At 65.6% G+C, this 19,945-nt stretch carries 20 protein-coding genes and 1 tRNA gene; 18 read left to right on the forward strand and 3 right to left on the reverse strand.

What is annotated here, in order from left to right:
• Position 1: 1 nt before the first annotated feature.
• Positions 2–1,240, reverse strand: a complete 1,239-nt coding sequence (locus GTA51_RS12395; RefSeq protein WP_160961518.1) for a glycosyltransferase family 4 protein — start codon at positions 1,238–1,240, stop codon at positions 2–4.
• Between the two features lie 235 nt (positions 1,241–1,475).
• On the opposite strand from GTA51_RS12395, the gene GTA51_RS12400 reads away from it, so the two are divergent.
• The 13 genes from GTA51_RS12400 (at position 1,476) to GTA51_RS12460 (ending at position 10,327) form a co-directional block, all read left to right on the forward strand.
• Positions 1,476–2,447 (forward strand): chemotaxis protein, encoded by a 972-nt coding sequence (locus GTA51_RS12400; RefSeq protein ID WP_160961520.1) that lies wholly within the window; start codon positions 1,476–1,478, stop codon positions 2,445–2,447.
• 77 nt (positions 2,448–2,524) lie between these two features.
• The gene (locus GTA51_RS12405; protein WP_160961521.1) at positions 2,525–3,247 is read left to right on the forward strand and encodes a PilZ domain-containing protein; all 723 of its coding nucleotides are present in this window, start codon (positions 2,525–2,527) and stop codon (positions 3,245–3,247) included.
• 13 nt (positions 3,248–3,260) lie between these two features.
• A tRNA-Ser gene (locus GTA51_RS12410) sits at positions 3,261–3,350 on the forward strand.
• Positions 3,351–3,652: 302 nt separating this feature from the next.
• On the forward strand, positions 3,653–4,978 hold the full coding sequence (locus tag GTA51_RS12415; RefSeq protein WP_160961523.1) for a sigma-54 interaction domain-containing protein: 1,326 nt from the start codon (positions 3,653–3,655) through the stop codon (positions 4,976–4,978).
• A gap of 276 nt (positions 4,979–5,254) precedes the next feature.
• A complete protein-coding gene (locus GTA51_RS12420; protein WP_160961525.1) occupies positions 5,255–5,692 on the forward strand; it encodes a hypothetical protein in 438 nt (145 codons plus the stop codon).
• The gene (locus GTA51_RS12425) at positions 5,689–6,534 is read left to right on the forward strand and encodes an Mrp/NBP35 family ATP-binding protein (protein ID WP_160961526.1); all 846 of its coding nucleotides are present in this window, start codon (positions 5,689–5,691) and stop codon (positions 6,532–6,534) included. The genes GTA51_RS12420 and GTA51_RS12425 overlap by 4 nt, the downstream gene beginning before the upstream one ends.
• Positions 6,535–6,546: 12 nt before the next feature.
• Entirely contained in the window at positions 6,547–7,041 is a 495-nt protein-coding gene (locus tag GTA51_RS12430; protein WP_160961528.1) for an iron-sulfur cluster assembly scaffold protein, read from the forward strand.
• A gap of 40 nt (positions 7,042–7,081) precedes the next feature.
• On the forward strand, positions 7,082–7,414 hold the full coding sequence (locus GTA51_RS12435; protein WP_160961530.1) for a NifB/NifX family molybdenum-iron cluster-binding protein: 333 nt from the start codon (positions 7,082–7,084) through the stop codon (positions 7,412–7,414).
• A gap of 3 nt (positions 7,415–7,417) precedes the next feature.
• Positions 7,418–8,308: a nucleotide-binding protein gene (locus GTA51_RS12440; protein WP_160961531.1), complete on the forward strand. Its 891-nt coding sequence runs from the start codon at positions 7,418–7,420 to the stop codon at positions 8,306–8,308.
• Entirely contained in the window at positions 8,301–9,188 is an 888-nt protein-coding gene (locus GTA51_RS12445; RefSeq protein WP_160961533.1) for an ATP-binding protein, read from the forward strand. Before GTA51_RS12440 ends, GTA51_RS12445 begins: the two co-directional genes overlap by 8 nt.
• Before the next feature lie 14 nt (positions 9,189–9,202).
• Positions 9,203–9,583, forward strand: a complete 381-nt coding sequence (locus GTA51_RS12450; protein WP_160961535.1) for a NifB/NifX family molybdenum-iron cluster-binding protein — start codon at positions 9,203–9,205, stop codon at positions 9,581–9,583.
• Positions 9,584–9,703: 120 nt separating this feature from the next.
• The gene (locus GTA51_RS12455) at positions 9,704–9,958 is read left to right on the forward strand and encodes an FmdB family zinc ribbon protein (protein ID WP_160961537.1); all 255 of its coding nucleotides are present in this window, start codon (positions 9,704–9,706) and stop codon (positions 9,956–9,958) included.
• Positions 9,959–9,967: 9 nt separating this feature from the next.
• Positions 9,968–10,327, forward strand: coding sequence for a hypothetical protein (locus GTA51_RS12460; RefSeq protein ID WP_160961539.1), 360 nt, complete (start codon positions 9,968–9,970; stop codon positions 10,325–10,327).
• A gap of 84 nt (positions 10,328–10,411) precedes the next feature.
• On the opposite strand, the gene GTA51_RS12465 is transcribed toward GTA51_RS12460, so the two are convergent.
• Positions 10,412–12,325 (reverse strand): autotransporter outer membrane beta-barrel domain-containing protein, encoded by a 1,914-nt coding sequence (locus tag GTA51_RS12465; protein ID WP_160961541.1) that lies wholly within the window; start codon positions 12,323–12,325, stop codon positions 10,412–10,414.
• A 123-nt stretch (positions 12,326–12,448) separates the two neighbouring features.
• Positions 12,449–13,672: a GAF and HD-GYP domain-containing protein gene (locus GTA51_RS12470; protein ID WP_160961543.1), complete on the reverse strand. Its 1,224-nt coding sequence runs from the start codon at positions 13,670–13,672 to the stop codon at positions 12,449–12,451.
• Positions 13,673–13,886: 214 nt separating this feature from the next.
• Between GTA51_RS12470 and GTA51_RS12475 the strand changes: the two genes are divergently transcribed.
• The 5 genes from GTA51_RS12475 to GTA51_RS12495 all read left to right on the forward strand — a co-directional run bounded on the left by GTA51_RS12475 (position 13,887) and on the right by GTA51_RS12495 (position 19,873).
• Positions 13,887–14,951: a glycosyltransferase family protein gene (locus GTA51_RS12475; protein ID WP_160961544.1), complete on the forward strand. Its 1,065-nt coding sequence runs from the start codon at positions 13,887–13,889 to the stop codon at positions 14,949–14,951.
• 185 nt (positions 14,952–15,136) lie between these two features.
• Positions 15,137–16,315 (forward strand): BMP family lipoprotein, encoded by a 1,179-nt coding sequence (locus GTA51_RS12480; protein WP_160961546.1) that lies wholly within the window; start codon positions 15,137–15,139, stop codon positions 16,313–16,315.
• Positions 16,316–16,341: 26 nt separating this feature from the next.
• Entirely contained in the window at positions 16,342–17,826 is a 1,485-nt protein-coding gene (locus tag GTA51_RS12485; RefSeq protein WP_160961548.1) for an ATP-binding cassette domain-containing protein, read from the forward strand.
• Entirely contained in the window at positions 17,823–18,893 is a 1,071-nt protein-coding gene (locus GTA51_RS12490) for an ABC transporter permease (RefSeq protein ID WP_160961550.1), read from the forward strand. The genes GTA51_RS12485 and GTA51_RS12490 overlap by 4 nt, the downstream gene beginning before the upstream one ends.
• Positions 18,890–19,873: an ABC transporter permease gene (locus GTA51_RS12495; protein ID WP_160961551.1), complete on the forward strand. Its 984-nt coding sequence runs from the start codon at positions 18,890–18,892 to the stop codon at positions 19,871–19,873. The genes GTA51_RS12490 and GTA51_RS12495 overlap by 4 nt, the downstream gene beginning before the upstream one ends.
• Positions 19,874–19,945 lie beyond the last annotated feature (72 nt).

Genomic DNA, 19,945 nt, shown 5'->3' on the forward strand with positions numbered 1-19,945 from the left:
GCTAGCTGTGCCTCCGGGTCGGGATGGACGCGAAAAAGTCGCATATCGCCTGGGTATTGGTGGCCGGATCGAACAGGGCGGCCACGCGGGCGCGCCCGGCCTCGGCCAGGGCCAGGGCCTGGTCGCGGTCGGCGGCCAGGGCCATGATGGCCTCGGCCAGGGCTTCGGGGTCGCGTTGGGCGACGAGGCGTCCGGTCACACCATCTTCAATCACTTCCGGGATGCCGCTGACGTCGGTCGCCACCACGGGAATGCGGTGGGCGAGCGCTTCCATGATGACGTTGGGGATGCCGTCGCGGTCGCCCGAGGCGTGGACCACGCTTGGCATGACGAAGATGTCGGCGGCGGCGTAGAGTTCGCTCATGCGGTCGTGGCTGACGAACCCGGGCAGAAAGACCCGGGCGCGCAGGCCGTGGATGCGGATGCGGCGGCGTATCAGCGCCGTTGGCCAGGGCAGGCCCGACCCGACCAGGGTAAGCTGGAAGGGAAAATTGCGCCGGGCCAGGATGGCGCAGGCGTCGATGAGCACGTCAAAGCCCTTGGTGCGGCAAAACCGGCCCACGGCCAGCAGGCGGTAGGGCGGCTCCAGGTGCACCGAGGCCGCGTCGCGGCCGGTGAGCGTCAGGCTGTTGTAAATCTGGCGGATCTTGCCGGCAGCTTCGGGCAAAATACCGGACAGATAGGCGATATTGGCCTTGTTGTTGGTATGGATGGCGGCGGCGTCGCGCATTTTATCGGCCAGGGCGCCGTCTTGGGGATAGATGTCGCCGGCCCGGGCCGAGAAGGAAAAGGGGATGCCGGACAGGCGCGAGGCCACCCAGGCGGCGGTGGCCGGACCGTTGGCCCAGCCGGCGTGGATGTGGCGGATGCCGTCGGCTAAAAACCGTCGGGCCAGGGAAAAACCGGCGCACATGGCAAAGACGTTTTCACCGGCCACTTCCAGGCAGCTCCAGCGCCGCCAGGGGAGGGTCGCCAGGATGCGGGCGGTTTCGACGGGCCTTTTTACCGCCCACCAGGCCATGTCGGCCAGGATGGCGGGGATTGCCCTGGCCCCGAGCCGGACCACGGACGGGGCCACGGCCGCCATTTGGGGCGAAAGGTGTTTGCGGGCCTCGCCGTACAGGGCATACACCTGAAACGGCATGCCGGCGGCCTTGGCGTTTTCCACCTCACGGAAAATAAACGTTTCCGAGGGCAGGGGATACCACAAGAGGATATAGGCTGTTTTGGGAAGACTCAAAATAGGTGCTCGCCGATTGAAGGCTTGGCGTTAGAGGACATCGGCGGCTTTGTAGTCCAGGGAAGCGGCCCCTGTAAAGCTGTGGGATCGGCCCGGCAAACCCTTGCGCCTGGAGCGGTGAAACGCTAAAGACATATTTGGGGCCTGCCGCATCCGGCAGCTTCGAGGCTCGGGGCGGGTTGGGTTCGACACAAAATCATTCGCGCGCGCAGGCGGGCGGCATTCGAGGGTGGCCATGGCGCAAACCAATATTTTGCTGGAGACGGGTACCAACGAGCTTGAGATCATCGAGTTCTATATCGATGAGGACGTCGAGCCGGGTGGGAAGCCGTACCGGGCGTATTACGGGGTCAACGTGGCCAAGGTGCTGGAAATCATCCGGCTGCCCAAGGTCACGGGCATGCCCCAGACGCCGCATCCGTGCGTGATCGGCACCTTCAACCTGCGTTCCCGGGTCATCCCGCTGATCGACTTGAGCCTGTGGCTTGGCAAGCCCATGGCCCGCGATGAAAACACCAAAGTCATCGTTTCGGAATTTAACAAGGTCATAAACGCCTTTATGGTGTCGGGCGTGACCCGCATCCATCGCCTGAGCTGGTCCGAGGTGGAACCGCCGTCGGGCTATGTGGCCCAGTTTGCGGCGAATAATTTTACGGGCGTGGTGAAGTTTCCCGACCATATCGTGCTGCTGCTCGATATGGAGCAGATCATCTGGGACTTAAATCCCGCCCTGGCCATGAAGACCGAGCGCGCCCGGGAGCAGATGGCCATTCCCGAACCCGACCGTTCGGCGTTTAAGACGCTTGTGGTGGACGATTCCAATTCCATCCGGCGGCTTATCGCCTCGTACCTGGAAAAAGACGGGTTCGAGGTCGTTCAGGACATCAACGGCCAAAACGCCTGGGATCGGTTGGTCCAGTGGCGCGAGGCAGCGGCCAAGGGCGACGCACCGCTGGCCTCCAACGTCAATCTTGTCGTAACCGACATCGAAATGCCTTCCATGGACGGGCATACGCTGTGCAAGAAAATCAAGGACGATCCGGAGCTCAAGGCGCTGCCGGTCATTTTGTTTTCGTCGCTCATTAACGATCAACTGTACCACAAGGGACTGTCTGTCGGAGCCGACGACCAGGTGACCAAACCCGAGGTGGGCACCCTGGCCGAGCGGGCGCGCAAGTTGATTGAGGCCGGTCGTTCCCACGGTTGACGCGCCAGGGAGGCAAAAGCCCCGCCCTGGCCCGGACGGGTTGTTTGTCCGCGATTTTAGCTTGGGCGGTTGTATCGATGCACATGCTGCTTGTGGCCCGCAGGGGGCGCGCCAGGGACCGTTTTCTCGAGGAGTTGGCCCGGCTTGGCGCACACTGCCAGGTGGCGGAAACCCCGGAAGAACTGACCCAGGCCGCGCGCCTTTGCCGGTACAACGGGGTGCTCTTCGATGTGCCGACCATTGTCCGGGAAAAGCATTTCGACAAGGGGGCGTTGCAGAAGCTGGCGGAGATTTATCCTTCGGCGCGCCTCAAATACGATGCCAGCACGGACGCGGTATTCGCGCTGGGGACGGACGCCGGGCCGCCTTCGCGGGACGGTTTGTCGGTCTTCGTGGCCGCCTGCCGGGACTTTTTGCCGCGCATCATCCGCCGCGGCGAGCGGGTGGAGGCGCATCTGCCGGCCATCTTGTGGCGCACGCGCCCGCCGGTTGGAGACCCGGGCGACGGTGACCCGGGCGGCGAACGGACCTGCACCCTCAATGTTTCCATATTGGGCTGTTTTCTCTTCACGACGACGCAGTGGGCCATCGGCGAAGAAGCCTGGGTGGTGTTTCCGGACGTGACCGAGGAGCCGGTGCGCATGCGTGTGGCCTGGCACGAACCCTGGGCCAAGCGTCGCACGGCACCCGGCGTCGGACTGGCATTTTTAGAGACGCCGCCGGCGCTTGTGGCGGAACTGGGACGTCTTGGCTGCGTTACGGGCGAAATGGCTATTGCGTGCGCGGGCAAAGGGCTTTAAACAGCCTGTCTGCGGAGGGATGGCCGAGCGGTTTAAGGCGGTGGTCTTGAAAACCATTGACGGGGCAACTCGTCCGGGGGTTCAAATCCCTCTCCCTCCGCCAGTTTACGGGAAGTCCCGTTGGCGTCGAACCGTTCCCTGGCGCCCGCCGCCGCAGGGACCGGAAAAAAACCTCCCCCATACGCCACGCCCGCACGTCACCGGGGCATTGCCTCCATCGTTTAGCAGCCTGCAGCGATTCGCCCACAGTCCGGTTCATGGCGTCGAGGCATGGGGCGCTCGTGGTCCTTTGGGTGCGCCTGCATGCAGGCCCTCCCTGCGGCCGGCGGCGCAGCCGGCCGTTGCCTGACGGGCAGGAGCGCGGCCGCCGTCGAACCGCTGCGGCCCGCAAAGAGAGAAACAGGCATGGCCCTTCCCGGCAACATCCCCTGCGAAGCCATCATGGAGTCCCTGGCCGACGGTGTTTTCACCGTGGACACGGATTGGAACATCACGTTTTTCAACCGGGCGGCCGGCGACGTGGCCGGCATTGCCCCGGCCAAGGCCTTGGGGCGCAAATGCTGGGAGGTCTTCCATTCCAGCCTGTGCGACGGGGCCTGCGCCCTGCGGGCCTGCATCGACGGGGACAAGACCTTAGCCAACCAGGCCATTTTCATCGTGCGCCCGGATGGCACCAAAGTCCCGGTCAGCATCAGCGCCGCCCCCCTGCGCGACGCCTCGGGCCGCATTGTCGGCGGCGTGGAAACGTTTCGCGACATCTCGGACCTGACCCGGCTGCGCAAGGAGCTGGAAGGGGTCTGCACCCTTGACGACATCCTCACCAAAAACAAAGCCCTGGCCAGGACGCTGGCGCTGTTGCCCAAGATCGCGGCCAGCGCTTCCCCGGTCCTGCTGCTGGGCGAATCCGGCTCCGGCAAGGAGCTGTTCGCCCGGGCTTTGCACAACCTGAGTCCGCGCCGGGCGGGGCCGTTTGTCGCGGTCAACTGCGGGGCCATTCCCGGGGAGTTGCTGGAATCCGAGCTGTTCGGCCATGTCCGCGGCGCGTTTACCGATGCCAAGGCCGACCGCAAGGGCCGCTTTGCCCTGGCCAAGGGCGGCACCTTGTTCCTGGACGAGGTCGGGGACATGCCCTTGGCCTTGCAGGTCAAGCTCCTGCGCGTGCTCCAGGAAAAGTCCTTTGAACCCGTCGGCTCGGACAAAAGCCAGCCCACCGACGTGCGGATACTCGCCGCCACCAACCGGGATCTGGCCGCCATGGCTGCGACCGGGGAATTTCGGCGCGATCTGTTCTACCGGCTGGGCGTGGCCCGCCTGGTCCTGCCGCCCCTGCGCGAACGTCCCGAGGACATTCCCTTGCTGGCCGCTGCATTTATCGACCGGTTTAATCTGGTGCAGGCCAAAGCGGTCACGGGCCTGTCCGAGGCGGCGCTCAAGCGCCTCGTGCGCCACGACTATCCGGGCAATGTCCGGGAACTGCAAAACATCCTGGAATACGCCTTTATTTTGCGCAGCGAAGGACGCATCGGCCTGGAGGATCTGCCTGACTATCTGCGGGCGCAGCCGGGGGAGGCGCTCCTGCCGGCCGCTTCGGGCACCATGCAGGCCGTAAAGCATCAGGCCGCCGTCGCCACCCTGGCCCGCCACGGCGGCAAACCCATGGCAGCCTGTCGGGAACTGGGCATCACCAAGGACACCTTGCGGCGCATTCTGGCCCTTGGTCCCGGAGATTAGGCGCGTTCGCGGGAGAGCTGCACCCTTGGGCGCATTTTTCGCCCTCGGCCAAAGCCCGCCCGACCTGCCCCTCCCGGTTCCAGGCCCCCCTTGCCCTGGCCTTGGCGTCAGCGAATTCCTGTCGTTGGGATAAAAAAAAGCCCCGGCACTTGCCTGCGGGCGTATTTTTCGCCTGGACTCCGTCGCACCCGCCTGCTCTGTGCATCTATCCCGCTCCCATTGTTCCGTATTTCTATCATGGCATCGACCATGCTTAAGCCTGGTCGAGGTTTCGCCATGCCCTTGATCCATCACACGCCCCATACAACACCCTGCTGCTGCACCCGCGTCTGCCTGGCCTGCCACGGCGACCGGCTGGCCTCGCTGTTGGAGACGGCCACCGCCTTTCGGCTCTTTCGCTTCGAAGCCCAAGCCGTGGTTGCAGAAGGGAGTTGGGACATGCCGGACGGCGGGCTTATTCCCCTGGCCGGGTTTCTGGCCGGGGCCGGCGTGGTGCTGCTGGTCTGCGGCGGGGCGACGTGCTGCTGCCTCAAGCATTTTACCCGCCACGGCGTGGCGGTCGCTCCCTGGATCGTTGGCGAGGTGTCTGCGGTCCTTTCCGCCCTGGGTCAAAACCGCCTGGATACCCTGCTCGCCCCGGGGGCGCGCCCGAGTCGCGCGCTGGCCCGCCGGGTAAGGGTTGGCACAAACGATTTGGAGAGCACGCAATCATGAATAAAGACGGCCTGCGCGATCTCAATGAAACAATTGGAAGCAAACCGCAAAACGGACTCGACGACGTCAAGGCCGTGATCGTCGTCCTTTCAGGCAAGGGGGGCGTGGGCAAGTCCACGGTGGCGGCCAATCTGGCCGCCGGGCTGGCCATGGAAGGCAAACGGACGGGCCTGCTCGACGTGGACGTCCACGGGCCGAGCATCCCACGCTTGCTCAAGCTCGGAGATTGCCGTCCGGCCATGACGGGGACTTTTATGGTCCCGGTCGAATGGCACTGGAATCTGGGTGTCATGTCCATCGGGTTTCTGCTGCCGGGCAAGGACGACGCCGTTATCTGGCGCGGCCCGGCCAAAGCCGGGGTCATCGAACAATTGGCCAAGCAAGTGGCCTGGGGCGAACGCGATGTGCTCGTGGTCGATTGCCCCCCGGGCACGGGCGACGAACCGCTCTCGGTGCTCCAGATCTTTGAAGACAAGGCCATGGCCGTCATCGTGACCTCGCCCCAGGACATGGCCGTGGACGACGTGCGCCGTTCCGTCACCTTCTGCCGGCAGCTTTCCACACCCATCCTGGGCATTGTGGAAAATCTGAGTGGTTTCGTCTGTCCGTCCTGTGGCGCTGTCCACGACATTTTCAGCGCCGGCGGCGGGGAACGGCTGGCGGCCGAGACCGGCGTCCCCTTTTTGGGCCGCATCCCCATTGATTCGGAAGTGGCCCGCTCGGGCGACGACGGCGACGTGTTCCTGGCCGTGGCCAGCCAGAATCCTTCGGCTCTGGCCTTTAAGGCCGTCATCGCCTCAGTGCTTAAAGCGCTTGAGGCCAAGCCCGCTGCCACAGCGTAAAGGAGGCTGCCGATGTCTGCCGAGCCGGATCAGGCAACGCTGGATATGATTCTCGATGTTTTTACCCAGGAGCAGCAGGCAGAGTTGATTGAGCGGTTTGGTGAGCGCGGCTTCGCCATCTGGCGCGACGCGCCGGACCGGTTGCGACTGGCCGACCCTGCCGTGGTCGGCGTGGTCACGGGCGCGTGCGGCGACACCATCTCCATTGCCCTGGCCATTGACGGCGAAGCCATTGTCCAGACCGACTTCGATACCGACGGCTGCGCCTCAAGCTGCATTGCCGCTGCCACCGCTGCCGCCCTGGCCCGGGGCAAAACCCTGGACGAAGCCGTGGACATTACCGAGCAGGCCGTTGTTGCGGCCGTGGGCCGGTTTCCCGACGACGACCGGCATTGCGCCTATCTTGCCGCTGCCGCTGTGCGCGAAGCCGTGCACCGCTGGATGCTTCAGGGCGGCGGGTCAACACTTGGAACGGGAACCGCCGTCGCCAGGGCCGCCAAGGCCTGACACCGCCCTTCCCGTCAAACACTTGGAAAAGGATGTTGCCATGAAGACGATTCTTGCAGTCAGCAGCGAAGGCCCCACGTTGGAAGCCGCCGTGGACCCCCGGTTTGGCCGGGCCGCCGGATTTGTTGTCGTCGATGCCGCAGACCAGGTCAGCTACCTGGATAACGGCGGCTCCCAGGCCATGGCCCATGGCGCGGGCATCGAAGCCGCCCGGCGCATTGCCGAGGCCGGGGCCAAAGTGCTGCTGACCGGGGTGGTCGGTCCCAAGGCGGCCAGCGCCCTGGCTGCGGCCGGGGTCACGGTGGTCGAAGGCCTGGAAGGCCTGACCGTTGGTCAGGCGGTGGCCAAGTACCGGGCCGGCCAAGGAGCGTAGGGGATGATCGCGGCCATCGCCAGCGGCAAAGGCGGCACGGGCAAGACCACCGTGTCGGCGTCCCTGGCCTCTGTCTGGACCCAAGCCCTGGGACGCCCTGTCCTGGCCGTGGATCTGGACGTTGAGGAGCCCAATCTCCATCTGTTCCTGCACCCCGTGATCGCCCGCAACACTGTCGCCAGCCTGGAAATTCCCGTGGTCGATGCGACCGTGTGCACCCGGTGCGGGGCGTGCCGCACCCTGTGCCAGTTCGGGGCCATCACCATTTTGGGTGACGCGCCCGTGGTCTTTGCCGAAATGTGCCACGGCTGCGGCGGCTGTCTGGCCGTGTGCCCGGTCGGGGCCATTACGCCTGGAGCACGCGAACTCGGCTGTATCGAGGAAGGGGCGGCCGGCTCGATAGGATTTCTTTCCGGCCGGTTGCGGGTGGGCGAGGCCATGAGTCCGCCGCTTATCCGGGCTGTCACCCGGCGTATGGAGGAACTGCTGGCCGGGCCGGCGGCGACAGCGCTGCCGGACGTCCTCCTCGACGCCCCGCCAGGGGTGAGTTGTCCGGCTGCGGCTGCCGTGGCCAAGGCCGACTGCATCGTGCTGGTCGCCGAACCAACCCCCTTTGGCGTCAACGACTTCATACTGGCCGTGACGGCCTTTGCGCCCCTGGGCAAGCCCATGGGCGTGGTGGTCAACCGGGCCGGGGCCGGCAATGACGAACTCTACGATTTTTGCCGGCAGGCCAAGCTGCCCATCCTGGCCGAAATACCCAACGACCGGCGCATTGCTGAAACCTATGCCCGGGGCGGGCTGCTGGCCGAGGTGAACGAGGACTGCCGCAGGCTGTGCCACACCCTGGCCCAGGCCGTGGACAGGCTGGCCCGGGAGGCGCGTCATGCCTGAAATCGTTGTCATTAGCGGCAAGGGCGGGGCTGGAAAAACATCGCTCACGGCGGCCTTTACCGCCCTGGCCCCCAAAAAAATCCTGTGCGATCTGGATGTGGACGCCCCGGATCTGCACATCCTGCTGGACCCGCACAATACCGTCAGAAACGATTTCGTGTCCGGCCATCTGGCCCACATCGAGCCTGATCTGTGTTCCGGGTGCGGCCAGTGCCGGGACTGGTGTCGGTTTGAGGCGATTTCGCCCCATGCAAACGGCGGCTGGCATATTGACGAGCGCCGCTGCGAAGGGTGCAAGACCTGCGTGGTCCTGTGTCCGCAGCAGGCCATTGCCTTTTCGCCGCGCACCTGCGGCTATAGCGCCGTCTCCGACACCCGCTTTGGCCGCCTCGTCCATGCCCAGCTCGATCCCGGCGCGGAGAACTCGGGCCGGCTGGTGTCGCTGCTGAAAAAAAAGGCCCGGGAGCTGGCCAAAAAGGACGGCCTGGACCTTATCCTGTGCGACGGCGCGCCCGGCATCGCCTGTCCGGTCATCAGCTCCCTGTCCGGGGCGACGTTGGCCGTGCTCGTCACCGAGCCCACGCCGTCCGGCATCCACGATCTGACGCGCGTGGCCGGGCTGTGCGACCACTTTCGTCTGCCGACCGCCGTCATCATCAACAAGGCCGATCTCAACGCCGAGGCGGCGGCCCGCATCAAAACCTTTTGCACCGATGGCGGCCATACCCTGGTCGGCAGCCTGCCCTATCACCCGGACGTGACCCTGGCCATGGTGCAAAAACTGACTCTGCCTGAATACGGCGGTCCCCTGGCCGCCAGCGTCGCCAGCCTGTGGGACGCCATAACCACTCTGGCCGGGCAAGCTCCCCGGCCCCTCTAAAAAGGAATACACTCATGGAAACCTGCCGCATTGCCATTCCCTCAACCATGCCCGGCGGCATGGACAGCGCCCTTGGCGAGCATTTCGGACATTGTGACTGCTACACCGTCGTGGACGTGGCTGACGGCAAGATTGCCCAGGTCGGCACGCTGCCCAACGTTCCCCACATGCAGGGCGGCTGCATGGCCCCGGTCAACCACCTCTCCCAAAACGGCGTCACCGTCCTTGTGGCCGGCGGCATGGGCATGCGCCCGCTGCAAGGGTTCATGCAGGTCGGCATCAAGGTCTATCACGGCGGCAGCGCTGCCTCGGTCAAAGACGCCGTGGACGCGTTCATGACGGGAACCCTGCTGCCCTTTTCGCAGAATCAGACCTGCGGCGGCGGTCTTGGCTAGGACTGTGTTCGGGCATTCCGGGTTTGGAGCGGCTCGCCGAACCCTTTTCCTGACAAGGGGGTCCGGGGGGGATTATCCCCCCCGGCCGCCGGAGGCATTCTTTTCTCAAGGAGACCGCCAATGCCGATTTACGATATTTCCTGTCCGGCCTGCGGCTATCGCGGTGAGGTGATCCGGCAACGGGCCGAAGACGCCCCGGCCTGTCCCCAGTGCGGGGCGGCCTCGGAAAAACTGGTGTCCCCGACAAGTTCGCTCACGGGCAAGGCGGCGGCCGGTCTGCCGGGCCCGGCGGACCATGGCTGTTGCGGTTCGCGGCCGGGGCAGGCGGGTTGCGCCGGTCCTGGCTCGTGTTGCGGCAAAACCCCGGCATTCTAGGAAGACAACATGCAGATAAGCATCATCACCCATCGTCCCGAGGACTTTACGGCCTTTGCCGCCGCCCTGGCTGAGAAAGGGGCGCAAACAAGCCTCGTTGCCACCGGGCAGGCCGCTTTGGATCAAGCGCGGCAGGCCCCGCCGACCCTGGCCGTGGTGGACGAGGCCTTGCCGGATATGGCGGCCTTTGCCCTGGTGTCCCAACTGTTGCAGGTAAACGCCTTCATCCACACGGCCGTGGCGACCAAGCTTTCGCCCGAAGCCTTCCACGAGGCTGGCGAAGGGTTGGGGATTCTGGCTGCTTTGCCCATGCAGCCAAGTGCCACAGACGCGCACACGCTCTTGGCAAACCTGAAGGCCTTGGTCTGATTGCTTTTTTCCGTTTCTGGCTGGCGGGGCGCGCCGTCTGTTGGAAGCCGGCTGGGCAGCTTCCAACGGACGGCGCGCAGCCCTTTAGAAGCTGACGTTGATTCCCAGTTCGCCGCCGTAGGTGACGACTTGCGGATTATCGATTGAGGCCGAGGCCGCGCCGCGCAGCAGCACCCGCTCACTGAGTTTAAACGACGTGCCCAGGCTGGCGGTGGTCCAGTCCGTGGCCGTTGGCGCGGCGGCCAGACTGTAGTGCTGGGCCGCCGTCGTGGTCAGCGCGGCCTTGACCAGACGGTCCTGGCCAACCAGTTCGTGGTTCCACTTGGCTTCGGCAAAGGGCTGCCAGCGGCCTATATCCACCAATACGCGCCAGCCGAGCTGGCTTACGGCCGAATCCCGGGTCTGGCCGCCAAACGACAAGGCGGTGACGCCGCTCGTGCCGGATTCGGTGAACCCTTTGATCCGCACCTGCTGCACAATCAAGCCCGCCACCGGGCCGGTGGTGACCGGTCCCAGGGTGAGGTCGCCGCCGGCGCGAAGGGCCAGCCCCAGGGATTGGCCGGTGGTGTGGGCGCTGTTTTGGTCCATGAACTTGCCCAACACCGCCTGCCGGGAGACGCTGTCCTGGTAGAGGCCACAGGACGCGGTCACGTTGCCCCAGACCGGACCATACCGGCCGGCGGTGTAGAGGCTTAGGGCCTCGCCGGTCTGCTCAAAGTCGCCGCCGTCCGAGGCGAATTTCTGGGTCTGGTGGCCAAGGGTCACGGCCGCGCCCACGATCACCCCGCCCGGCAATTGATAATCTGCTCCCAGCGAACCGGTCAGGGGCGTGCCGGAAGCATCGGGAAAGCCCGGGGTGTTTTTATAATCAAACGCATTCAGGCCGCCGCTGGCCCAGACGTTTAAGCCATTTGGCCCGCGATGCTGGCCGGTGAGGTCGATCTGGCCCTGGATGGTGGCAAATCGGGCCAGCCCATCCTGCACGGCGCATTCGGCCAGCAGGGAAATCTGGCTGGGGGCGCTTAAGAGACTGTACTCGTAATCCGACTCGATCTGCTGCCCGGCCGTGGTGAAGTGGACGCCGTTGGCACCGATGAAAAGCGAAGTCTCCAACTGGGCCGGCGTCACGTCCTGCCAGCTGTCGTAGAGGGGGCTTTGGGCCGAGGCCACGGCATTGGCGGAAAGCACCGAAGACGGGGTGAAACCGAACAGCACGGGGTTTTGCACCACAAAGCGGTACAGGCTGTCGATGTCGGCAGGAATAAAGCGCACGCCGGCAGCGGTGAGGCTGGTCCAGCGCATCATACTATAGGACTGGGACCGGGCGTAGAGTTCGGCGTTTGCAGCGGGAATATAGCCGCCTTCGCTGGCAAAGACCGCGTAGTTGTAGGAATTGGGCACGAGGATGGTGCGCGCCCCGGCCGCCTGCAGGGCAGCGACGTTTAAGGCCTGGCCGACAGCCAGCTCGGGCAGAAAATCGGGGTTGGCGGCGATCCAGGTCGCACCCATGGCCCGAACGAACTGCAAGTCGTTGTCGCCGGTCTTGACCACGTACAGGGCATGGGGATTGGCCACGCCGCCGACCGAGGCCAGGTAGTTCTGGATCTGTTGGTTGGTGGCCACATTGGTCCGGGCGGACACGCCGGAAAGGGGCGTGCTGTCGGCAGTGGCGCGCAACGGAGCGGAAAACGCGCCGCCATTGGCGAAGTTAAAGCCACCGCCGCCGATGGCCACACCGCTTTGGCCAAACCGGCCGGCCAACAGGATGGAATTGACGATGCCGGGTCCGGCAAAGGCTCCGCTGGCCCCGTTGGCAACAGCTGCTGCGACCAGGGCGTCCTGTGTCGCACTTCCTGTCGTATTGTAGCGGAAATAGCCGCTGTCCAGGGTGCTGTCGCCAAAGCCGACGTACTGGTTAAACCCTGCGGCGTCGGCCGGACCGGACAGGCGGCCGGCGATCAGCACCAGCAGCGCGATGAGAAAGAAGACGTGTTTCATGGGGGGAGCCACCTTGCGTGGAGTTGCCGCAGGGGAAATAGCGCCGGGAAAGACGCGCACTGCACCGCCGCAAGCATGGCACAGAGGGGTATCGTATATTTTGCCAGGCGCATAGCGTTCAGTTTAGTCCGGATATCTGGACCGTATGGCGGCGATGACGTCGGCGATGGACAAAAAAGCGTCCACCACGGCCGGATCGAACTGGCTGCCGGCGCCTTCGGCGATGATACGGGCCGCATCCGCCTCGGCGAAAGGCGGCTTGTAGACCCGGCGCGACACCAGGGCGTCGTAGACGTCGGCCACGGCGGTAATCCGGGCCGGCAGGGGAATATCCTCCCCGGCCAGGGGCACGCTTCCCGCCATGTCGTGGCCGGCCGGATCATCGACCCGGCCGGGGTAGCCCGAGCCGTCGAAACCCTGATGATGATACAGGGCCACGTCCCGGCTCCAGGCATCAACCTCGCTGGAGGGATTGTCGAACAGGGCGGCACCCAGCAGGGTATGGTTCTTCATGGTGTGGTATTCAGCGGCAGACAGCGGGCCGGGCTTGCGCAGGATCTGGTCGCTGATGCCCACCTTGCCCACATCGTGGAGCATGGCCGCAATGCGCATCATGTCCTTGCGCCGCTTGGCCTCCGGCACCGAGAGCCCGTGCCGGACGGCCAGGGTGTGGCAGATTTCGGCGGCGTAATCCCCCACCCGGCGCACATGGGGGCCGGTTTCCGCCGGATCGCGCAGTTCGGCCATGCGAGCCATGCGCAGGATGAACTCCTCGGTGACCAGCCCCGCTTCAACAACCGCCGTGGCCTGATCGGCTAAGAGCGTAAGCAGATCGATGTCGGCCGGGGTAAACCGGGCGGGGCAGCCGGCGGCGTCGCCGGGATTGATCAATTGGATGACGCCCACGACGCGCCCCCGGCTGGAAACCAGGGGCAGGGTGGCCACGGCCCGGGTGCGGTAGCCGGTGCGCTGGTCAAACGAGCTGTTAAAGTGCACGGGCAGGGCCGGGTCCATGGCGTAGACGTCGTCAATGACCAGGGGGGCGGCCTTGCGGGCGGTGAATCCGGCCAGGGACAGGCCGTCCACCGGCAGGCGCGAGGCCAGATAGACGTGGCGGGTCACGTCGTCGGCGGAAAACAGGCTGTCGTTGTGGACATAGCGGAAGACCAGATCGTGGCCGTCTGCCAAAAAGATGGTCCCGGCATCGGCCCCGACCAGGGCGCGCGCCTCGAAAAGCAGCCGGTCGAGGATGGCCCCCAGGCTTTTGAGGCCGCGCAGCGCATTGGTGATGGTGAGGACGCGGACCACCGTGTCGGCCGAGTGGGTACTGCTCTGGCCTGGGGCCATGGACGCCTCCGAGCTTTCATGCTGATACCACTTTCCTTACTTGTCGAAATGCTGCCCTGGCGTCAACCCGGCCACCGGGCGCGCAACGCAGCCGCCAGGGTCGTCCTTGCCGTTTGGCGCTCTCCGGGCTATCCACACCGCAACCGGATCGTTGCCGTCCCCACGCCTGGGGGCGGTCCATGGCCCGACCTTCCCGGAGGCACACCCCGCACCCATGGCCCGCATCCTCTACGGCGTCCACGGCACCCAGCACGGCCACGCCATCCGCGCCCTGATCCTGGCCCGGCATCTGGCCGCGCTTGGCCACGAGTTCCTCTTCGTCTCCAGCGAAGAGGGGGCGGGGCTGCTGGCCCGCGAATTTCGCGTGGAGCGCTTTGAAAACCCCGGCACGCGCTATAAAAACCAGCGCCTGGACACCCCGGCGACCCTGGCCCTGGCCGCCAAAACCCTTGCCAAACGCCCGGCGGAACTGGCCCGGCTGGCCCGGCTCATCGACGCCTTCAAGCCCGACGCCGCCATTTCCGACTACGAATATTTCGTGCCCATTGCCGCCAAGCGGGCCGGCATCCCCTGCCTGTCCATCGACCACCAGCATGTCATCTCCTGCTGCGACCATCCCGTGCCGCCGCGTCTGTTGCCGGACTACTGGGGCATCCGGGCCTCTATCCGCTTTTTGTTTTCGGCCTGCTCGGACTATCTGGCCATCTCCTTTTTCCAGCCGCCGGCCAAGCCCGGCGCGCGCGCTTTGGTGGCCCCGCCGATCCTGCGCCAGAGTGTGATCGAGCGCACCCCCAGCCAGGGCAGCCATATCGTGGTCTACCAGAGCTGCGGCATCTGCGACGCCTTTGCCCCGTATCTGCGCACCATCGACCGGGAATTCCGGGTCTATGGCTATAAAATGGACAAGGTGGACGGCAATCTGACCTTTCGCAACTATAGCGAAAACGGCTTCCTCGATGATCTGGCTTCGTGCGCCTATGTCGTATGCGGCGGCAGCCACAATCTCATGAGCGAGGCGTTGTATTTTGGCAAACCGGTGCTGTCCTTCCCGGTGGCCGGGGCCTTTGAGCAGCAGTTGAACGCCATCTATCTTGACAAGCTGGGCTACGGCCGGGGCGCGTCCATGGACCGTCTGGAGCCGGACTTGCTCCCGGCCTTTGAGCATAATCTCGATGCCATGCGCCGCCGCATCGCCACGGGGCGTTTTTGCGGCAACGACGAAGTCTTTGGGCTTCTCGACGCTTTTTTGCGCCACGGTCGTCTGCCGGGGCGCTCCTAGTGGTGTGTCCGGCACGTGCCGCGAGCCTTTTTCCAAGCCGCAACACTTTGAATTAATGCTTTTTATTTCCAAAAATCAGGAATGTTTTTTGGAAAGTCCCAACGAGGGGTTTCGCCCCTGGCGTATTGCCGGCGCTTTTGGTAATGCGCCCCCACGCCACGTCCACACTCAAGGAGAGATGCCCTATGCGTCGCCTCATGCCCCTGGCCCTTGCTGCCGTCCTGACCATTGTCTGCGCCGTTGCTGCTACGGCAGCGGAGAAGCCGCTCACCTTCGGCCTGTTGCTGGTCGGTCCCTACAACGACAAAGGCTATAGCCAGGCCCAGTACGAGGGCGGCAAATACGTCGAAGCGCAGCAGCCCGGCACGAAGATGCTGTACCTGGACAAGGTCAACCCGGCCGACCGCCCGGGCGTGACCATCCCCCAGTTGGTGGACGATCTGGCGGCCAAGGGAGCCACCCTTATTCTGGCCGGTTCCGACGACATGAAGGACGGCATCCGCGAGGCGGCCGAGGCCCATCCCGACCTCACCTTCGTCCATCTTTCCGGCGACGACGCCCTGACCGGCAAGGCTCCCAAGAATCTCGGCAACGTCTTTTCCAAGATGGAATACGCCAAGATGATGGCCGGTTTTTCCGCCGCCATGACCACCAAGACCGGCAAGATCGGTTTTCTGGGGCCGCTGATCAACGACGAGACCCGCCGTCTGGCCAACGCCGCCTACCTCGGCGCGCGCTACGCCTGGGAGACGGTGCGCGGCCAAAAGCCCGAAGCGCTGACCTTCAAGGTGAGCTGGATCGGCTTTTGGTTCAATATCCCGGGTGTGACCTCCGATCCCAATCAGGTGGCCGGTTCGTTTTACGACCAGGGCTACGACGTGATCATTTCCGGCATCGACACCCCCGAGGCGCTCACCGTAGCCGGGGCGCGCAAAAAGACCGGGGCCGACGTCTACGCCCTGCCCTACGACTTCAAGCTGGCCTGCCAGGGTGCCCCGGACGTGTGCCTGGGCGTCCCCTATTTCAACTGGGGACCGCCGCTTTTGACCATCGCCAAGGCCGTGGCCGCCGGGACGTACAAGCCGGGCTTTGAGTGGCTGGCCCCGGATTTCGCGGCCTTAAACGACCCGGATAAAAGCCCCATCGGCTTTACCGAGGGCAACGCCCTGTCGCCTGAGACCAAAAAGGCCCTGGCCCAGTTCATTGCCGATATCGGGTCGGGCAAGATCAACCTCTACGCCGGCCCGCTCCAGTACCAGGACGGCACCACTTTTGTGCAGGCCGGGTCCGTGGCCACGGACAAGGACATCTGGTTCACGCCGCAACTGCTGCGCGGCATGGAGGGTGCCAGCGCCTCCAAATAGGGGCGACTGGCCAGGGAAATAACCGCGTGGACGTCGTCCTGTCCCAAATCGTGAAGCGCTTCGGCCCGCTTGCCGCCAACGACGACGTCACCATGCGCTTTGCCCCGGGGACCATCCACGGCCTTTTGGGCGAGAACGGGGCCGGGAAATCGACGCTCATGCGCGTGTTGTGCGGCGTCCTGGCCCCGGATGGCGGGGAAGTTGTCGTGAACGGCCGGGCCTGCCCCGGCCTGACCCCGGAAGGGGCCGGGGCCCTTGGCATCGGCATGCTCAGCCAAGACCCGCTGGATTTTCCGCCGCTGCCAGTCTGGGAAAACTTCGCCCTGGGCGGCGGGCCGGTGCTGTCGCGCTCGCAAGCCAAGGCCCGGCTGGCGGCCGTGTGCGCGCGCATGGGCTTTGTCTTGCCGCCCGACGCGCCGGTTTCCCGCCTCACCGTGGCCGAGCGGCAACAGCTCGAACTGGCCCGGCTTTTTGACCGCGACGTGCGCCTGCTCATTCTCGATGAACCCACCACCGGTATTTCCCCGGCCCAGAAAGAGGCTCTTTTTGGCGTGCTGCGCGCCTTTGTGGCCGACGGCGAGCGGGTGGTGGCCCTGGTCACCCACAAGCTGGCCGAGGCCAAAGAGCTGTGCGACACGGTGTCGGTGCTGCGCCAGGGCCGGCTGGTCGGGAGCTTTGCCGCCCCGCTTTCGACCACCGCCATTCTGGGTGCCATGTTCGGGGCCGAGGCCGCCTGCGCCGTCGGGGCCGTGCCGCCCCGGCCCGCTCCGGTCGTTGGCGGCGAGGCGCTCTTGCGGGTCACGGACGCCGTCATTGCCGATGAAAAAATCGTGTTGCAACCGCTGTCCGTGGCCATCCGGCCGGGCGAGATCGTGGGGCTGGCCGGTATTTCCGGCGGCGGCCAGGAGGCCTTTTTGCGCGGGCTGGCCGGCATCGCCCCGGTGGTTGCCGGCTCCCTCGCCGTTGCCGGCCGGGAGTTGGCCGGCAAACCGGCGACCCGGTTTCTAAACGCCGCCGTCCACTATCTGCCCGCCTCGCGGCTGGAAGAGGGGCTTTTCCCGGGACTGACCCTTTTGGACCACGTCCGCCTGGCCTTTCCCGAACGCCGGGCCGAGGCCCGCGCCATTTTTGCCGAGCGCTGCGTCGGGCGCTTTCGCCTGACCAATCTGCCCGAAGCCAAGGCCGCCCGGCTCTCCGGCGGCAACCAGCAGCGGCTGCTGCTGTCCCTTGTTCCCGACGACACGCGCCTGCTTTTGGCCGACAACCCCACCCGGGGCCTGGACGCCGCCTCCATAGCCCAAATCTGGGACCATTTTCGCGAGCGTGCCGCTGCCGGGGCGGCAGTGGTCTTTTTTTCCGAAGATCTCGACGAATTGCTGGCCCACGCCGGCCGGGTGCTGGTTTTTTTCAATCGCGCCCTGGTGGCCGATTTAAAGGCCGGCATTTTTGACGCCGCCTGCGTCGGCGATCTCATGACCGGCCGCACCGTCCCCGGACAGGCGGTCGCATGACCGGGCGCACCTCTAGCCTTGCCCGGGCCGGCTTCTCCCTGGCCCTGGCCCTTTGTGTCACCCTGGCCATCGTGGCCGCCGCCGGCGCGCCGCCGCTGACCACCCTGGCGGTCATGCTCGATGGTGGCCTGGGCTCGGGACAGGCCGTCCTTCGCACCTTGTCCGCCCTGGTGCCGCTGCTGCTGTGCGGCGCGGCGTTATGCGTGACCTTTGCCGCCAATCTCTGGAACATCGGCGTGGAAGGGCAAATCACCCTTGGCGCGGTTTGCTGCGTCTGGTTTCTGCGCGATCTGGGCCTTGCCGGCCTTGTGCCGCCGTTTCTCGCCGTGCCAGGTGCCCTGGCAGCGTCCATGGTTGGCGGGGCGGCCTGGGCGCTTTTATCCGGCGTCCTTCGCACCCACGGCCGGGTGCATGAGATTTTTTCCGGCCTGGGCCTGAATTTCGTGGCCATGGGCGTGTCCCTGTGGCTCATCCTCGGCCCCTGGAAACGGCCCGGCATGGCCTCCATGTCCGGCACCGAACCCTTGCCCGCCGCCCTGTGGCTGCCGGCCCTGGGCGGGCGGCCCATGAGCTTGTGGGGCCTTATTCTGGCTGTGGCCGCCTTTGTCCTGGTGGCCTGGGTGCTCAACCGCACCTTTTTCGGCCTGACCCTTTCGGCCGTGCGCCAAAACGCCATGGCGGCCGAACGGCTGGGGCTTCGGCCCAAACGCCGGATGCTGGCGGCCATGGCCCTGGGTGGCGCGCTGGCCGGTCTGGCCGGCGGCGTCCTGGTGGCCGGCCTCTATCATCGCCTGATTCCGTCCATTTCCGGCAACTACGGCTACACCGCCATCATGGCCGTGCTGCTGGCTTCCGGCAGCCTGCGCTTTTTGCCGTTGGCCTGCCTTTTCTTCGCCGTCCTGACCGTTGGTTCCATCCAACTCCCGCTGGCCCTGTCGCTGGATTCCTCTCTGGCCGGGGTGGTGCAGGGCGTACTTGTGCTGACCCTTTTTGCCGCCAGACGCCTGTGGCCGGCCGGCAACACCGGGAGTACCGGGGGCACCAGGAACAGGGGGAGCGCGGCATGAGCCTGGACTACCTGACCGCGCTTATTGCCGCCGTGCTGTTCGCGGCCGCGCCGCTGATTCTGGCGGCCCTGGGCGAAACCATTTCCGAGCGGGCCGGGGTGATCAATCTGTCCCTGGACGGCACGGTGCTCTTTGCCGCCATGGTCGCCTTTGCCGCTGCCCGGGCCACGGACAATCCCTGGCTGGGGCTGGCTGCCGGCGGGCTGGCCGGGGCAGGCATCGCTGCCGTGCTCGGCGTTTTCGGGCTGCTCCTGGGCGCGTCCGAGCTGGCCGTCGGGTTTGTCCTGACCCTTTTTTGCCGCGAGCTGGCCTATTTCATGGGCCACGGCCAGGCCCGCCAGCCCGGCCCGGACCTTGGGGCGCTCAATCTGCCGTTTCTGTCCGATCTGCCGCTTTTTGGCCCGGCCATTTTTCGTCAGAGTCCGGTGGTGCTCCTGAGTCTGGTTGCCGTGGGGCTGGTCTGGTTTTTCCTTATGCGCACCCGGGCCGGACTGGTGGTGCGGGCGGTTGGCGAAGCGCCGGCAGCGGCCGTGGCCCGGGGGCTGGCCGTCACACGGACGCAGTTTCTGTGCTGTCTGGCCGGCGGCGCTTTGGGCGGTCTGGCCGGGGGGCTGTATTCGCTGTCGGTCAAGCCGGGTTGGGGCCATCCCCAGGGCTGCGAAGGAGCGGGCTGGATTGCCCTGGCCATCGTTATCTTTGGCGGCTGGAAACCGGTGCGGGTGGCCTTGGGCGCGCTTTTTTTCGCCGCCATCCAGGTGGCCGGCATTGCGCTGCAGGACGTGCTGCCCGGTCTTTCCGGCACGCTGTTTCAGATCGCCCCCTTCCCGGTCATGATCCTCACCCTGCTCGTGGTCAACCTGCGCCGCTCGGCCGCCTTTCGCGAGGCTGCCCGGCGGGTGCCGCTTCTGGGGCGTCTTGTGCCGCGCACGGCCGGCGGCGCGCCCGGGGCCATCGTCGGTGCCCTGGACAAGGGCTTTTAAGCCGCGCCGCAACCCGGTTTCCGGGGTGGCGCGGTTGCCACTGGCGGCCATTTACGGTAACGCAACGCCAAG

Origin of the sequence: Solidesulfovibrio aerotolerans (genome assembly GCF_009856865.1) — a bacterium.
GTDB classification, from domain to species: Bacteria; Desulfobacterota; Desulfovibrionia; order Desulfovibrionales; family Desulfovibrionaceae; genus Solidesulfovibrio; species Solidesulfovibrio aerotolerans.

Excerpts from the sequence above, each read along its gene's own strand:
- GTA51_RS12435 (WP_160961530.1), top strand. The coding sequence starts at position 7,082 with ATGAAGACGATTCTTGCAGTCAGCAGCGAAGGCCCCACGTTGGAAGCC.
- GTA51_RS12445 (WP_160961533.1), top strand. The coding sequence starts at position 8,301 with ATGCCTGAAATCGTTGTCATTAGCGGCAAGGGCGGGGCTGGAAAAACA.
- GTA51_RS12475 (WP_160961544.1), top strand. The coding sequence starts at position 13,887 with ATGGCCCGCATCCTCTACGGCGTCCACGGCACCCAGCACGGCCACGCC.
- GTA51_RS12430 (WP_160961528.1), top strand. The coding sequence starts at position 6,547 with ATGTCTGCCGAGCCGGATCAGGCAACGCTGGATATGATTCTCGATGTT.
- GTA51_RS12400 (WP_160961520.1), top strand. The coding sequence starts at position 1,476 with ATGGCGCAAACCAATATTTTGCTGGAGACGGGTACCAACGAGCTTGAG.
- GTA51_RS12465 (WP_160961541.1), bottom strand. The coding sequence starts at position 12,325 with ATGAAACACGTCTTCTTTCTCATCGCGCTGCTGGTGCTGATCGCCGGC.
- GTA51_RS12455 (WP_160961537.1), top strand. The coding sequence starts at position 9,704 with ATGCCGATTTACGATATTTCCTGTCCGGCCTGCGGCTATCGCGGTGAG.
- GTA51_RS12440 (WP_160961531.1), top strand. The coding sequence starts at position 7,418 with ATGATCGCGGCCATCGCCAGCGGCAAAGGCGGCACGGGCAAGACCACC.
- GTA51_RS12470 (WP_160961543.1), bottom strand. The coding sequence starts at position 13,672 with ATGGCCCCAGGCCAGAGCAGTACCCACTCGGCCGACACGGTGGTCCGC.
- GTA51_RS12420 (WP_160961525.1), top strand. The coding sequence starts at position 5,255 with ATGCCCTTGATCCATCACACGCCCCATACAACACCCTGCTGCTGCACC.
- GTA51_RS12415 (WP_160961523.1), top strand. The coding sequence starts at position 3,653 with ATGGCCCTTCCCGGCAACATCCCCTGCGAAGCCATCATGGAGTCCCTG.
- GTA51_RS12425 (WP_160961526.1), top strand. The coding sequence starts at position 5,689 with ATGAATAAAGACGGCCTGCGCGATCTCAATGAAACAATTGGAAGCAAA.
- GTA51_RS12495 (WP_160961551.1), top strand. The coding sequence starts at position 18,890 with ATGAGCCTGGACTACCTGACCGCGCTTATTGCCGCCGTGCTGTTCGCG.
- GTA51_RS12490 (WP_160961550.1), top strand. The coding sequence starts at position 17,823 with ATGACCGGGCGCACCTCTAGCCTTGCCCGGGCCGGCTTCTCCCTGGCC.
- GTA51_RS12405 (WP_160961521.1), top strand. The coding sequence starts at position 2,525 with ATGCACATGCTGCTTGTGGCCCGCAGGGGGCGCGCCAGGGACCGTTTT.
- GTA51_RS12480 (WP_160961546.1), top strand. The coding sequence starts at position 15,137 with ATGCGTCGCCTCATGCCCCTGGCCCTTGCTGCCGTCCTGACCATTGTC.
- GTA51_RS12460 (WP_160961539.1), top strand. The coding sequence starts at position 9,968 with ATGCAGATAAGCATCATCACCCATCGTCCCGAGGACTTTACGGCCTTT.
- GTA51_RS12450 (WP_160961535.1), top strand. The coding sequence starts at position 9,203 with ATGGAAACCTGCCGCATTGCCATTCCCTCAACCATGCCCGGCGGCATG.